Genomic DNA, 14,760 nt, shown 5'->3' with positions numbered 1-14,760 from the left:
TTTGATATTTTTTTATTTTATCTGTCATTTATTTCAATTTTCACTCAATTTTTATCCTAATTTTGTTATTTAAATAAATTTTATACAATAACCTATTATAATATTTTTATTATATATAAATTTATCCTTTATACTAATTTAAAGAAAATTAGATATTAAATAAAAAAAGTGCTGAATTAATCAGCACTTTAAATTAAATTTTATATTCTATCTTTTATTACAAATTCCTCTATAACCTTACCAACACCATCATTATTATTTGTATCAGTTATATAATTTGCTATTTCTTTTATTTTATCACATGCATTTCCCATAGCTACTCCAAGACCTGCATATTCTATCATTGGGAAATCATTCATTTCATCTCCCATTGTAATTATTTCTTCTCTCTTTATTCCTAAGTGTTCAGCTAATAACTTAACACCTTCTCCTTTATTTGCTTTCTTATTAAAGAATTCTAAGAAAAATGGTGCACTTTTAGCTACACTATACTTTTCATATATTTCTTTAGGTAACTTTTTCATTCCTTCCTCTAATATTTCTGGTTCATCAATCATCATTACCTTTATTATTTCTTCGTCATCTTTTATATCACTAAAATCATTTATATAAAAATCTATTCCATTATGATACGCTTCATAACTTGTATATGTATTTTCCTTAGGAGTTATTAATCCTTTTTCCTTTGAGAAAGCATGAATATTAAGTCCTGCTTCATCAGCTAATCTTTTTAAATACTTAAGATCTTTACCTGTTATTGTAACATCACAAACAACATCTCTACTTTTTGTTTTTTGAACTAAACATCCATTGTAACTAAGAACATAATCATTGTCTCCTAAAAGATCAAGTTCATCTAAGAATTTTAATAATCCATCTATAGGTCTACCTGATGCTAAAACAACATATACACCAAGTTCTTTAGCCTTTTTTATTGCTTCTCTATTTCTTTCTGTTATTTTTTTCTCTTCATTTAAAAGAGTTCCATCCATATCTAGTGCTATTAACTTATACATTCTATACTCCCCTTTAATGTTTTAATTAAACTTTATCAGATTTATTATATCATACTTTTTTACTCTTTATTGACTTATAAATAAAGTAAATTGCTATGATTGTAATTGCTAACTTTATTGACTTTTCACCTGAAGATACTATACCATAACTTACTAAAACCTCTAATAATATAGAAGGAATCTTTCCAAAAAATGTAGCTATATTATATCTAAAATCATCTATTTCGCTAACAGATGCTGCTAGTGTTACAAAACCAGATGGTATAAAAGGTATTATTCTACCTTGAAATATTAAAAAGGCTGCTCTATTTCCTTTGCTATTTGATATTTCCTTTAAAACTTTATGTTTATTAGTTAAATTATTGAATCCTTTTTTAAATCCCTTTCTATATAACTTAAATGTAATAAATCCACCAATTGTTTCACCAATTAAAGATATAAAAAAACCTGAAATAGGTCCAAAGAATAATATATTAGCTCCTGTTAAAAAAACAGATGGTATAACTCCAGAAATTGCAATTATTATACTTATTATTAAACTTATGAAAATGGCAAATTCACTATAATTATTTAATACATTTAAAAACCAATCTACATTTAACATAATTTCCCCACTTTTTTTATATTTGTAATTTATTATATGATAAAAATCTATGTAAAACTACATTTTATTAATCTATAATTATTAAATATTTTATTTCAAGTTATAAAATAATTTAAAATATGTATAATATTTAAAAACTTCATATACTAAATCACACTTGTAGAAATTTGTCATAATATAATATAGCATATAAAATTTTTCGAGGTAAAGTTTTATGGAAATACTGATTTTAGTTTTTTCTCTTGTAATAGATTCTTTTGTAGCCAGTATAGCCTATGGCGCTGATAAAATAAAAATTCCTAATCTATCTGTAATTATAATAAATGTAGTATCATGTGCTATGCTCGCCATTTCTCTTCTACTTGGTAACTATTTAGAAAATATAATGCCTAAATTTTTACCTAAATATATTAGCTTTTTTATTTTTGTATGTTTAGGTATTTATAAATTATTTGAAGTTTTTTTCAAAAAATATATTAGTAACTTTTCAAAGCTTGATAAACCTCTTACTTTTAAATTATTTGACTTTAAATTTGCTCTTACAGTTTATATAGATGAAACTAAAGCAGATTTTGATAAATCAAAAAAAATATCAATAAAAGAATCAATTTATTTAGCATTAGCTTTATCTATAGATAGTTTAGCAGTAGGTTTTGGAGCAAGTTTTCTAAGCATTAGTCCTTTATTGCTTTTAATTGCATGTTTTTTACTTGGAATACTTGCTATTAAATTAGGATGTTATATAGGTAGTAATGTTCTCAAAAAGCAAACAAACACAGATCTTTCTTGGCTTTCAGGAATATGCTTATTATTAATTGCTTTTTTAAAATTATAAATAAATGTATTCCATAAGTTAAATAAATTTAACTTAAATAATACTTTAATAATTTATATTAAATATAAATTTATACTTTTATATAAAAAAGAGGCTATCTTATAGATAACCTCTGTATTTTATTATACTTCTAACTGTTCTATTTGAATTATATATTCACTACAATTTGCACAAACAATAATAGTTACAATATAGCTATTATCAACCTTTCCTTCTAATTCTAACCTATTAAAGGTTAACCCTTCATATTCCTTTGAAATATCACTTATAATATATTTCCCATTTTTAGAATAAACATAAAAGTAATATTCTAAATATTCACTTATACTCTTTTTTTCTTTAAAATTTTCATTACATATTTCACAAGGTGTATCATAATAAGCTTTTTGAAAATCAACTTCCTTACTTTCATTTAAAAGTTCTAATATTTTATCTACATTTAAACCTTCTATTGGGTTTTCTTCATCATTTATTAATTCAATTATGTTTTCATTATTTAATTCATAATTTTTATCTTCATATTTAAACTCGTATTTCATAAAATCTCCTCTTTTCTTAAATAATATATAATTAGTATATCATATATTATTTCTCTATTAAGCTTTTATAATATATATTATATAAGTCATCATATGTTATGTTTTCAATATGATTTTTTAACTTTTCTTTATTTTTAAATACTTCATCTGTATAACTTTTAATTTCTTCTTTTGTAACATTTATATCAATTTCTATTAATTTACTTATAAACTTTTTTAAATCCTTTAATGAAGTAAATCCTAATATATTTACTATATTGTTTATTTTGTTTTTATTTTTAAATGAATCCAAATATTCATTATACAAACATAAATTTGCTATTCCATGTGGAATATTCTTATAATATGTTAATGGGTAACCCATACCATGAGGAAGAGATGTACCAGTTTTTGATATTATAGCTCCCCCAATAGTTGATGCTACCATAAGTTTTTCTCTATCCTCGTCAGTTAATGTTCCATCTAATAAATCATCAGAAGCTTCTGACCATATTTTTAAAGCTTCTAAAGCCAATCTATCTGTATATTCTGTAGAATTACTATTTAAATATCCTTCTACTATATGAGAAAAGGAATCCATCGCTGTATTTCTGCTTATTTCTATATTTAATCCTTTTGTATATTTAGGGTCTATAAATGCAATTTTAGGATAAATATCTTGTCCTAAATTTCTTTTACATCTTTTATCGTTATCAGTTATTATTGAATATTGAGTTACTTCACTTCCTGTTCCTGCTGTAGTTGGAACTGCAATTACAGGTAAACTATCTAACTTTTTTTGATTAAATATATTATCTTTATTTACATTTAAATTTTTTATCATAAAGGCAATTGCCTTGGATGCATCTATTGCCGAACCTCCTCCAATTCCTATAATAAAATCTGCTTTTATCGTTCTACCTAAATTGCTAGCTGATTCTATTGTTTCAATTGAAGGATTTTCCTCAACTTTATCAAATATATAATATTCTTTATTATAAGCATCTAAAGCACTTAATATATCACGAAGCGCCCCATTTATTTTTGCTGATTTTTTACCAATAACTATTAAAGCTATTTCTCCTAAATTTTCAAACTTTTTATAATTATTTTTTATTATGTCTTTATCAAATAAAATCTCTGTTGGAACTTTTAAATCTAAATCCAAGTATATCACTCCTATTATACCCTTTTACTAATATATTTATTTTATACTTTTAACTTTATTCCTGTTAAAACAGAAAATAGATGTAATAAAAAATATTTATCACATCTATTTTTAATTTATTTTTTAGCTATTTCTACTCTTAGCTTTTTTCCCTTTATAGTTTTTTCTTTTAATTTAGAAATTACTTTTCTTCCTTTATTATTAAGTATCTCAACAGTTGATCCATTGTCTTGAATATCAATTATACCTACATCTTCTTTTTCAATACCTTCTATACTCATTATAGTTCCAACTATATCTATTACTCTTATTTTTTTCTTCTTTCCACCATTTAAATATATTTTAGTTATATTTTTATTTAATTTCTTTGTACTCTTTTTAATTTGAGGTCTACTTTTTAAAATTTTTATACTTTCATCTATATTTATATTTTCACATTCTTTATAATCTTCTATTTTAAATCCTATATACTCTTCTATTCTTTCTAAATATTTATTTTCAAAAGGAGTCATAATAGTTATAGATTTACCACTTTTTCCTTTTCTTCCCGTTCTACCAATTCTATGAACATAAGCCTCTTTTTCAACAGGTATATCTATATTTATTACATGAGTTACATTATCTACATCAATTCCTCTTGATGCTATATCAGTAGCAATTAATATTCTAAATTTTCCTTCTTTAAATTCGTCCATCTTTTTTGTTCTATCTTTTTGCAACATATCACCATGTATTTTATCTATTGAATATCCCTTTTTCTTAAAATATTCAAATGCTAACTCCACATTATCTTTTGTTCTACAAAAAACAATTGCAGTTTCTGGTTTTTCTTTTATTAAAATCTCATTTACTTTATTAAGTTTTTCTTTTCCCTCTACTTTTACTAAACCATGAGTTATCGTATCAGTTACTAAACCTTGTTTTTTTATACTTATTTCTACTGGTCTATCCATATATTTTTTACTTAGTTCTTTAATATTTTCATTAATTGTAGCAGAGAATAACATAGTTACACGCTTTTTACTTATTCTTCTAAACACCCCTTCAACTTGCCCAATAAAACCCATATTAAACATTTCGTCAGCTTCATCTATAACAAAATATTTTAGCAGTTTTCCATTTAAAGTCCCTTGGTCTAAATGATCCAAAACCCTACCTGGAGTTCCAACTACAAAATGAACTTTACCTTTTAACTTTTTTTCTTGCTCTTTAAATGATTCTTTTCCAACCAATGCTACTGCATTAATTCTTTTATATCTTCCTATATTTAAAATATCATCTCTTATCTGCATAGCTAGCTCTCTAGTTGGAGCTAATATTAAAGCTTGAGGTTTATTTTCTTCCCAATCTATTTTTTCACATATAGGAATTAAAAATGCAGCAGTTTTTCCACTTCCAGTTTGAGATTTAACTATTAAATCTTTTTTTAAAAGCCCTTCTTTAATTACTAAATCCTGAACATTTGTAGGTTTTATATATCCTAAATCATTTAATGCATTTATTATTTCTTTACTTAATTTAAACTTTTCAAATTGATTTTTCATAAGTTCTCTCCATTGTTTTTTATTTTACTTATTTAATATAACATAAATAAGTTTGTTTAAACAAAAAAAGAATGGTTATATAACCATTCTTTTTATAGAAATATTATATTAAATTCTCTGTAGATCTATCTAATATTCCAGTTAAAAATGCAAGAACAACACCATAATTTGTTATAGGTACTTCTTTATCACTACAAATTTTAACTCTATTTAAAACAGTTTTTCTATTTATCATACAAGCACCGCAATGAATTATTAAATCATATTTTTGTATATTTTCTGGGAAATCATGTCCTACTCTAAATTCAAAGTTTAATTTTCCACCAACATACTTTTCTAAAAGCTTTGGAATTTTAATTCTTCCTATATCTTCATGAGATACATTATGAGTACAACTCTCAGATATTAATATATTTGCTCCAGGTTTTAATAATCTTATTTTATTAACTCCATCTATAAATGATTTTAAATCACCTTTTTGCCTTGCAAATAATATAGAGAAACTTGTAAGCTTAATATCTTTTGGAACTATTTTACTAACACTTTTAAAAGCTTGTGAATCTGTTATAACTAAATCTATATCTTTTAAATCAGATAATGCACTTAAAAGCTCTGTGTCTCTAACTACATAACTCTTAATACCATTATCTAAACAATCTCTTATAACTTGAACTTGTGGAAGTATAAGTCTTCCTTTTGGTGCTTCTGAATCTATAGGTACAACTAAAATAACTTTACCACCATAAGGCACTAAATCTCCAATTAGTGATTTTTCTTCATCTTCTTTTTCTAATATATTTACTAAAGCTTCCTTTATTTCATTAATTCCTATATTTGCAACTGTAGATGTACATATAACTTCTTTATACTTAGTTTTTAATGTTTCTACAATTTCTTTACTTGCAACTTCAGCTTTATTTGCAGCAACTATAAAAGGAATATTATATTTTAAAGCTTCAACTTTCCATTTATCAAAAGATTCAAAATCAGGACTTGATGCATCAAGAACAAATATAGCAATATCTGTTTTCTTTAATACTTCCATTGTTTTTTGCATTCTAAGGTTTCCAAGTTCTGATTTATCTTCAAGACCTGCCGTATCTATTAAAAGAACTGGTCCAACTGGTATAAGCTCCATAGCTTTTTGCACTGGATCTGTAGTTGTTCCCATAACTTCTGATACTAAAGACATTTCTTGACCTAATATTCTATTCATAAGTGAAGATTTACCACTATTTGTATTGCCAAAAATAGCAATATGTTTTCTATTTGCATTAGGTGTATTGTTCATATTAGTCATCTCCTATTTTTACATGAAAAGATCTCTCTTTCCTTCTTTTAGTTTCTTAATATTATTTAAAACTATATTTTTAGTCTTTTCATTTTTTATAGCATTTGCAACAATCTCTGCATTTTTTAAAGCTTTTTCTTTAAACTCATCATCACCATAATCTAAAGCATATTCTACAAGAGTTGTTATAGCATTTGGCTCACATACATTTTGTATTTCACCAGATTTTGCAAGTTTCATAAATCTATCTCCAGTTCTTCCTGTTCTATAACATGCAGTACAATAACTTGGTATATATCCATCATCTAATAATTCTTTTATAACTTCAAGTGGTGTTCTTTCATCAGCAGTCTCAAATTGTCTATCATCATTTCCATTTTCTTCTCTTTCTTTGTATCCTCCAACTCCTGTACTTGAGCCTGCTGATACTTGTGATACTCCATATCTTAATACTTCTTTTCTCATAGCAGCAGATTCTCTTGTTGAAAGAATTATACCAGTAAATGGCACTGCAATTCTAAGTACTGCAACTAATCTTTTAAACATATCATCTGTTAAAAGATATGGGAACTTTTCCATTGTTACTCCACTTGCCTTTTTAAGTCTTGGAACTGATATTGTATGGAATCCAACCCCAAATTTTTCTTCTAAATGAGCATTGTGCATCATAAGGCCTAAAACTTCAAACTTATAATCATAAAGCCCAAATAAAGCTCCTCCACCAACATCATCTATTCCAGCTTCCATCGCTCTATCAAAAGCTGTTAAATGATATTCATAATCTCCCTTTAATGAATTTGGATGCATTGCATCATATGTTGGTTTATGGTAAGTTTCTTGGAATAATATATATGTACCAATTCCTGCTTCTTTTAATTTTTTATAATTTTCTACAGTTGTTGCAGCAATATTTACATTTACTCTTCTTATTTCTCCATTTTCATTTTGTGTATCATATATTGTTTTTAAACAATCTAATACATATTCAATAGGTGCATTAACTGGATCTTCTCCAAGCTCTAATGCTAATCTTTTATGACCCATTTTTTCTAATATTTTAACTTCTTCTCTAACTTCTTCTTGTGTTAATTTTCTTCTTGAAAATTTATTACATCTTTGATAACCACAGTAAACACAATTATTTACGCAATAATCACTTACATAAAGAGGCGCAAACATAACTATTCTCTTTCCATATATGCTCTCTTTTATTTCTCCAGCTAACTTATATATAGAAGAAACAATTTCCTCATCTTCTATTGATAAAAGTATTGCTATATCTCTATAACTTAATTTTTCCTTTTTTCTTGCTCTTTCTATTACATCTTTTGCTTCTTCTATACTTGGATTTTTTGTTTCCTCTAAAATTTTGTAAATTAGTTCGTGATTTATAAACATTATACTCCTCCTAAGTGATATTTTAAACTATTATTAAAAAAGATATTTTTTAAGTTTTTAACCTTTTTCATTAATAATTTTAATTTAATGATAAATATTTTTTTGAATTCAAATTATTAGACGAATCATCATTACATTTATTTTCTTTAAGCCAAGTTACATTATCTCCCCTGCTTACTTCAACTTCATATCCAAAGTTTCTCATTCTCTTTTCTATACAAAGTCTACATTCTGCTGCTTCATCACCAGTACATATTTTTCCATCATATAATGCATACTTATCCCTAACTTCTGTTGGAGAAAGATTTGGCATTACAACATTCCCACCTGCTTTTATTCCTTTTTCACGACCTAATGGGTCTATACTACCAAGAGCAGTAGTTGCAGGTAACAATACATCAGGTAATAACAATCTTACAATAGAAAGCATTATTACTGTTTTTTCTAATGTCCCACCTTTTTCATCACCTAAAGGTGTATCTTTTTGTGGAATAAATGGACCAATTCCACACATATCAGGTTTAAATTCTTTTACAAATAATAAATCATTTACTAAATCTTCATTTGTTTGTTCTGGAAGTCCTACCATGAATCCAGCTCCAACTTGATATCCAATTTCTTTTAATTCTCTTAAACATTTACGTCTTTCTTCAAAAGATGCACCTGGATGAAGTTTATTGTACAATTCTTTTGTAGCTGTTTCATGTCTTAATAAATATCTGTCTGCTCCAGCTTCAAACATTTTCTTATATGACTCATAACTTCTTTCACCCAAAGATAAAGTTATTGCATTATTTGGATATCTCTTCTTTATCTCTTTTATAATTTCTACCATTTTATCATCTGTAAAATACGCATCTTCTCCACCTTGTAATACATAAGTCTTATATCCTAGTTTATCTCCTAAATCAACACATTCCATAATTTGATCAAAAGTTAATCTATATCTATCAGCATTTTTATTACTTCTTCTTATTCCACAATAAGCACAATCTTTTTTACAGTAATTAGTAAACTCTATAAGTCCTCTCATATAAACCTTATTACTATAGTTCTCTAACCTAATCTCATTTGCCTTTTCACATAAATATTCCTGTTCTTTTAAGGTTATATTATTTAACAAGTATAAAAGCTCATCTCTTGTGGCATTATGTTCCTTATATAATTTATCAATAATGTCTTTTACTTTCATTCTTCTCCCTTTCTTTATATCTCTTTTTTTGCTATAGCTGTCTTTACAGTTACTCCTTTTATATTTCCAAGCTTTCCAGTTAAACTATTTATATCATTAATGTCACCTGTAACTGTTAATGATATAACTGAAATTCCTTCATCAAAAGGTATTCCCATTCTCCCCCTAATACTTCCTCTAAACTCTGATACTATAGAGTTAAATTTTTCTTGGCATAGCTTTGGTTCTTCAAGAATTGCACTTATTACTGCTATTTTATTCACTTATTTTACCTCCTAAATAACTAAAAGCTGATTTATCTAAAATAAATAGAAAAATCAGCTTAAAATATGTACTCCAATAATAGGTATTAAAACTATTTATAAAATGCCTATATTATTTATACTAAATATTTAGTTAGCCTCTTTCTTCTAGATTAGATTACTCTTTTCTATTAGATAACTTTTAACTTAAAACAAACAAATATAAAAAGATGAAGCTCTCTTAATATTTGAATTACTTAACTATTATAATATATTTTTCTAAAATTTTATATACCTAATTTAACTAAAACACTATCTATTATTTGTTTTCTTTTTTCTGTTAAATATTCTCCATAATAATCTTTTTCTTCATTTATATTATCTATATACACTAAAAAGAAATTATCAAATTCCCACTTATAAGTCTTTTCTATCTCTTCAACTATTTCTCTAAATATTTCAATAGAATTATTCTTTTTAAATTTTCTTATTTTACTCTCTAATGATGTATTATATTGTTTTATTTTTGATACTATTCTTTGTATCATTTGTCTCTTATTTTTTAAGAAATATTTTTCAAAATCTATTTTTAAAGAAATTAACTCTGAGATTTCATATCTTCTTCCTTCTATGTTTATATTAGCTTTCCCTTTAATAAACAAATTGCTTAATATATCTTCAACAAAATTTTCTAAACCTTCTATATTATTTAAATACTCCTTGCCTCCAACAATCTCTATAGCTTTTCTTAAATTTTTAATTGATTCTTCTATTTTTCTATCTTTTAACTCAATAATCATATTTTTCTCTCCTAATTATTAAAATAATATACTATATATTATAATTACGAAGAAAAGCCTTGTCTATAAATGCTTTACATTAAATTGTTTTAATATAATATATGTACATAATATAATTTTATAGTATAATATGTAATAAAATTATTTTTAAATTTAATCTTATAATTAATAAGAGGTTATTTATGGATTTACTTGACAAAATAAAAAATAAATTATCACACTTTAAAAACTTTTATGATGTAATTAGAATTATAGATCCTATTAGCTCAAATGTAATAAATACATCAACTAATGGTGATAAAAACTCTATTGAGCCTATATTATGTTATAAATTTTGGAATAAAAATGAAAAATGTAAAAATTGTATTGCTCTTAATGCATATTTAAAAAAGGACACATTTATAAAAATAGAATTAAAAGAAAATAAAATCTTTTTAATAATTGCAACTCCAGTAGAGTACAATAACAAATTATATATTGTAGAACTTCTTAAAGATATATCAACAAATATTTTCTTAACAGATAACTCTAATAATATAACAGCTAAAGAATTAATGTCTACTATAAATGAAAGCTTATATAAAGACGAACTTACAGGAGCATATAATAAGCGTTTAATTTATGAAAAACTAAATAAATTATTATTAAAAGAAACTAATAATCTACCAATTTCATTATTAGTTATTGATTTAGACTATTTTAAAGATATTAATGACTTATATGGTCATATCATAGGAGATAATGTACTTAAAGATTTTTCCTCTGTTGTTTTTTCTTGTCTTAGAGAAAGTGATTTATTTGGAAGATTTGGTGGAGAGGAATTTGTGGTAATATTAGATAATTCACCAATAAAAAATGCAAAAAAAATCGCTGAAAGAATACGAAAAACTGTAGAGGCTCATTTGTTTGAATATAATGGTTTAACTATAAATTTAACATGTAGTATAGGCGGATATACAATATATGATAAAAAAATATCTGATAATGAATTTTTAACTTTAGCAGATAAAAACTTATACATTGCTAAAAACTCTGGAAGAAATACATCTTTAATTACTTCTGAAAAATAAAACTACTGCAAAATGCAGTAGTTTTATTTTTTATTTTCTATTTTTATTTTCTAATTTAACTTTCAATCTTTCTAAGAAAACTATTATAGCTCCACCTATTATAAAGTAAAAAATACTAAATGTATTCATATTCATTGGTGCTTTAGGAATCTCTAATGATGTAGGTCCCATAAAAACAGCATATAAAGAACCTATCATAAGACCTAATATACAATAAATAGTTTGAGATCTATAATGAGAAAGGGCATATTTAACTCCTTTTATAGTAACAGCAATTCCTGTTAAAACTCCAAGTCCAAATATTATTACTACTGGCAAATAATCAAAATTAAACTTTAAAACTTGCTTAATAGCTCCAAGAACAGGTGCATAAAGTCCAAATATTAAAAGTATAGTTGAACCTGATATTCCTGGTAAAACCATAGCTGATATTGCTATCATAGCAGAAATAAAAATATATATTGAAATACCTATATTCAAGCTTTCTACTGATACTGTAATTCCTGAACCACCTGCTGCTGGATTAAAATATGTAATTCCTACAACAATAAGTATACCTATTATTAAAAATATTATATTTTTATATTGTCCAATAACACTTTCTTTTTCTTCTTTAAATATTATTGGTATAGCAACAATTATAAATCCTATAAACAATGAACTGATTTCATAAATATGATCATTAAATACTGAAGTTATAAATAATACAGATAAAATAAAGCCTGTTATCCACCCAATTCCTAGTTTAATTAAAAATTTAATAGCTTCTATTCTTTTTTCTTTATTTCCTAATACAACATCATTTAATGAGTTTATAAATTTATCATAAAACCCCAAAATAAACGCTATAGTTCCACCAGAAACTCCTGGAACACTATCTGCTAGCGCCATACAAAACCCTCTTATAAAGTTTATAATATACATTTAATCTCTCCTCTTATAATTAGTATTTTTGTTATTCTTATTTGCACAAGTTATATTTTACATTTTTTTCTTACAAAAATCTACTTTTTTAAATTATTCTTAACAAAGAAAAAGAGATAGAATTTCTCTATCTCATTTTTTCTTTATTAAACTATAATCTTTAAAATCTCTACTACTATTCCTGCTATTATAGCACTTAAAGGCACTGTTAAAATCCAAGCCCATATAATATTTTTTGCAACGCCCCATTTAACAGACTTTATATTCTTTGAAGCACCAACTCCCATTATAGTTGTTGTTATAACTTGAGTAGTACTTACAGGTGCATCAAATATTGTTGCTCCAAGTATTGAAGTAGCTGCTCCCATTTGGGCTGCAAATCCACCTACTGGAGTAAGTTTAGCCATTCCACTTCCCATTGTTTTTATTATCTTTTTACCACCTACTGATGTACCAAGAGCCATAGCAAGTGCACATGCTCCTATTACCCATATTGGAACATCAAATGTACTTATAAGACCTCCACTTAAAAGAGCCATAGTTATAATACCCATTGATTTCTGTGCATCATTGGCTCCATGGTTAAGCGCCATAAAAGCAGATGCTAATATTTGAAGCTTTTGAAATAATCTATTAACTCCTCTTGGTTTAAATGGTTTAAGTATCCAATTTAATATAACCATTACTATGTATCCTAAAACAAATCCTATGGCAGGTCCAAGAACTAACCATACTATTACATGATCAAATACATTTGCCCATTGAACAACATGAAAAGATCTATTATATACTATTCCACCACCAATAAGAGAACCTATAAGAGCATGAGATGAACTACTTGGTATTCCAAAATACCATGTTATTATATTCCATACTATACACGCAATTAATACTCCAATTAATACCCATTGTGGCATATAATTATGACTTACTATATCATCACCAACTGTTTTTGCAACTGCTGTTCCCATAAATGCTCCTAAAAAGTTAAATGTAGCACAAAGAAGTATTGCAGTTTTTGGCTTTAAGGCTCTTGTTGTTATTGTTGTTGCAACCGCTGTTGCAGTATCATGGAATCCATTTATAAAATCAAAAGATAAAGCTAAAATAACTATAGCTATCGTAATTATAACTGCTGTACTAGGCATTCTTCATTACAACTCCTTCAACTATTGCTGCAACTTTTTCACAATAATCTAAAGTATTTTCTAAAAGTGTAACTATTTCTTTCCATTTTATTATTTCTAATACATCTTCGCCACTTTTAAATAAGTTTGTTATTGTTTCTCTATAAAGTAAATCTCCATTATGCTCTATAGAATTTATCTTTTTTATCTTTTCTACTATTCTATTGTTTTTCTTGCCTATTTTCTTAAGCTCTTCCATTAATCTAACAACTTCCTCAGTTGCCATTTCAATCATTTCACATAATTTGATTACTTCTTTTTTGCTTGTTTTTACATCATACATTATAAGTCTACTTCCTGCTGAATCAATTGAATCTAATATATTATCCATTTTCTTTATTAACTTATAAATATCTTCTCTATCTATAGGTGTTATGAAAGCATCTTCAAGCTCAACTATACTATCATGAACTATTTTATCTCCCTTATGCTCTAGACTTCCAATTTCTTTAGAAATTTTTTCTTTGTCTTCTAATTCAACAAATCCTCTTTTTAATAATTTACCAGCTTCATGAATATTTTTAGCTTCTTCAACAAACATCTCAAAAAATTTATCTTCTCTTGGATTTAAATTGAACATCTCTGTCACTCCTTATTAACATATATGGTTTGAACCCATTCCTTAATAAGTATAATCGTTACTTTTTTTTATTTAAATGCTTTACCCTTTTTGTTAACGTATTGTTTTATTTTTTAACCTAAATTTAATATAACTTCATTTTTATTAAAATTTGAAAACATTTACTATTATTATTTTTTTAATTATTTCCATATAAAAAAGTTACATTAAGTATACTACTTAATGTAACTTTGATGATTCATTATAGGAAGTTTATAAGTTTTTATGATGTTTGTTATTATCCAAAGTATCTATCTAATACACCTTTGAATGCTTGACCATGTCTTGCTTCATCTTTACACATTTCGTGTACTGTGTCATGGATTGCATCTAGGTTTAATTGTTTAGCTAA

The 14,760-nt window shown here is 25.6% G+C and carries 15 protein-coding genes and 1 pseudogene; 2 read left to right on the top strand and 14 right to left on the bottom strand.

Annotated features, from left to right (window positions below; all coding sequences use genetic code 11):
- Window positions 1-200 precede the first annotated feature (200 nt).
- On the bottom strand, window positions 201-1,016 hold the full coding sequence (gene yidA, locus AC4FQW_RS00080) for a sugar-phosphatase (RefSeq protein WP_303128225.1): 816 nt from the start codon (window positions 1,014-1,016) through the stop codon (window positions 201-203).
- 49 nt (window positions 1,017-1,065) lie between these two features.
- Window positions 1,066-1,620, bottom strand: a complete 555-nt coding sequence (locus AC4FQW_RS00075; RefSeq protein WP_491146722.1) for a TVP38/TMEM64 family protein — start codon at window positions 1,618-1,620, stop codon at window positions 1,066-1,068.
- 214 nt (window positions 1,621-1,834) lie between these two features.
- On the opposite strand from AC4FQW_RS00075, the gene ytaF reads away from it, so the two are divergent.
- A complete protein-coding gene (gene ytaF, locus AC4FQW_RS00070; protein ID WP_303128220.1) occupies window positions 1,835-2,455 on the top strand; it encodes a sporulation membrane protein YtaF in 621 nt (206 codons plus the stop codon).
- A gap of 122 nt (window positions 2,456-2,577) precedes the next feature.
- Here the strand turns inward: ytaF and AC4FQW_RS00065 are convergent, their stop codons facing one another.
- The 8 genes from AC4FQW_RS00065 to AC4FQW_RS00030 all read right to left on the bottom strand — a co-directional run bounded on the left by AC4FQW_RS00065 (window position 2,578) and on the right by AC4FQW_RS00030 (window position 10,608).
- Window positions 2,578-2,994, bottom strand: coding sequence for a DUF3785 family protein (locus AC4FQW_RS00065; protein WP_303128211.1), 417 nt, complete (start codon window positions 2,992-2,994; stop codon window positions 2,578-2,580).
- Between the two features lie 46 nt (window positions 2,995-3,040).
- The gene (locus AC4FQW_RS00060) at window positions 3,041-4,141 is read right to left on the bottom strand and encodes an iron-containing alcohol dehydrogenase family protein (protein WP_491146721.1); all 1,101 of its coding nucleotides are present in this window, start codon (window positions 4,139-4,141) and stop codon (window positions 3,041-3,043) included.
- A 116-nt stretch (window positions 4,142-4,257) separates the two neighbouring features.
- Entirely contained in the window at window positions 4,258-5,685 is a 1,428-nt protein-coding gene (locus AC4FQW_RS00055) for a DEAD/DEAH box helicase (RefSeq protein WP_491146720.1), read from the bottom strand.
- 103 nt (window positions 5,686-5,788) lie between these two features.
- Entirely contained in the window at window positions 5,789-6,976 is a 1,188-nt protein-coding gene (gene hydF, locus AC4FQW_RS00050) for a [FeFe] hydrogenase H-cluster maturation GTPase HydF (protein ID WP_491146719.1), read from the bottom strand.
- Between the two features lie 18 nt (window positions 6,977-6,994).
- Window positions 6,995-8,374: a [FeFe] hydrogenase H-cluster radical SAM maturase HydG gene (gene hydG / locus AC4FQW_RS00045; protein ID WP_491146718.1), complete on the bottom strand. Its 1,380-nt coding sequence runs from the start codon at window positions 8,372-8,374 to the stop codon at window positions 6,995-6,997.
- A 79-nt stretch (window positions 8,375-8,453) separates the two neighbouring features.
- Entirely contained in the window at window positions 8,454-9,566 is a 1,113-nt protein-coding gene (gene hydE / locus AC4FQW_RS00040) for a [FeFe] hydrogenase H-cluster radical SAM maturase HydE (protein WP_491146717.1), read from the bottom strand.
- A gap of 14 nt (window positions 9,567-9,580) precedes the next feature.
- Window positions 9,581-9,829, bottom strand: coding sequence for a TM1266 family iron-only hydrogenase system putative regulator (locus tag AC4FQW_RS00035; RefSeq protein WP_303128191.1), 249 nt, complete (start codon window positions 9,827-9,829; stop codon window positions 9,581-9,583).
- Window positions 9,830-10,095: 266 nt separating this feature from the next.
- Window positions 10,096-10,608 carry a hypothetical protein gene (locus AC4FQW_RS00030; RefSeq protein WP_491146716.1) on the bottom strand — a complete coding sequence of 171 codons (513 nt, stop codon included), beginning with the start codon at window positions 10,606-10,608 and terminating at the stop codon, window positions 10,096-10,098.
- Window positions 10,609-10,790: 182 nt separating this feature from the next.
- Here AC4FQW_RS00030 and AC4FQW_RS00025 point away from each other — a divergent pair, with 182 nt between their 5' ends.
- A complete protein-coding gene (locus AC4FQW_RS00025) occupies window positions 10,791-11,678 on the top strand; it encodes a GGDEF domain-containing protein (protein WP_491146715.1) in 888 nt (295 codons plus the stop codon).
- A 30-nt stretch (window positions 11,679-11,708) separates the two neighbouring features.
- On the opposite strand, the gene AC4FQW_RS00020 is transcribed toward AC4FQW_RS00025, so the two are convergent.
- The 4 genes and pseudogenes from AC4FQW_RS00020 to AC4FQW_RS00005 form a co-directional block, all read right to left on the bottom strand.
- Window positions 11,709-12,602: a DUF368 domain-containing protein gene (locus tag AC4FQW_RS00020; RefSeq protein WP_303128182.1), complete on the bottom strand. Its 894-nt coding sequence runs from the start codon at window positions 12,600-12,602 to the stop codon at window positions 11,709-11,711.
- A gap of 146 nt (window positions 12,603-12,748) precedes the next feature.
- Complete coding sequence (locus tag AC4FQW_RS00015) at window positions 12,749-13,750, bottom strand: inorganic phosphate transporter (protein ID WP_303128180.1); 1,002 nt, start codon at window positions 13,748-13,750, stop codon at window positions 12,749-12,751.
- Entirely contained in the window at window positions 13,743-14,369 is a 627-nt protein-coding gene (locus AC4FQW_RS00010) for a DUF47 domain-containing protein (RefSeq protein WP_303128178.1), read from the bottom strand. Before AC4FQW_RS00010 ends, AC4FQW_RS00015 begins: the two co-directional genes overlap by 8 nt.
- 277 nt (window positions 14,370-14,646) lie before the next feature.
- Window positions 14,647-14,760, bottom strand: a pseudogene (locus tag AC4FQW_RS00005) (NADH peroxidase); the annotation flags it as partial.

Source organism: Clostridium sp. TJA085 (assembly GCF_058310235.1).
This window is presented reverse-complemented; position numbering and strand designations above follow the sequence as displayed.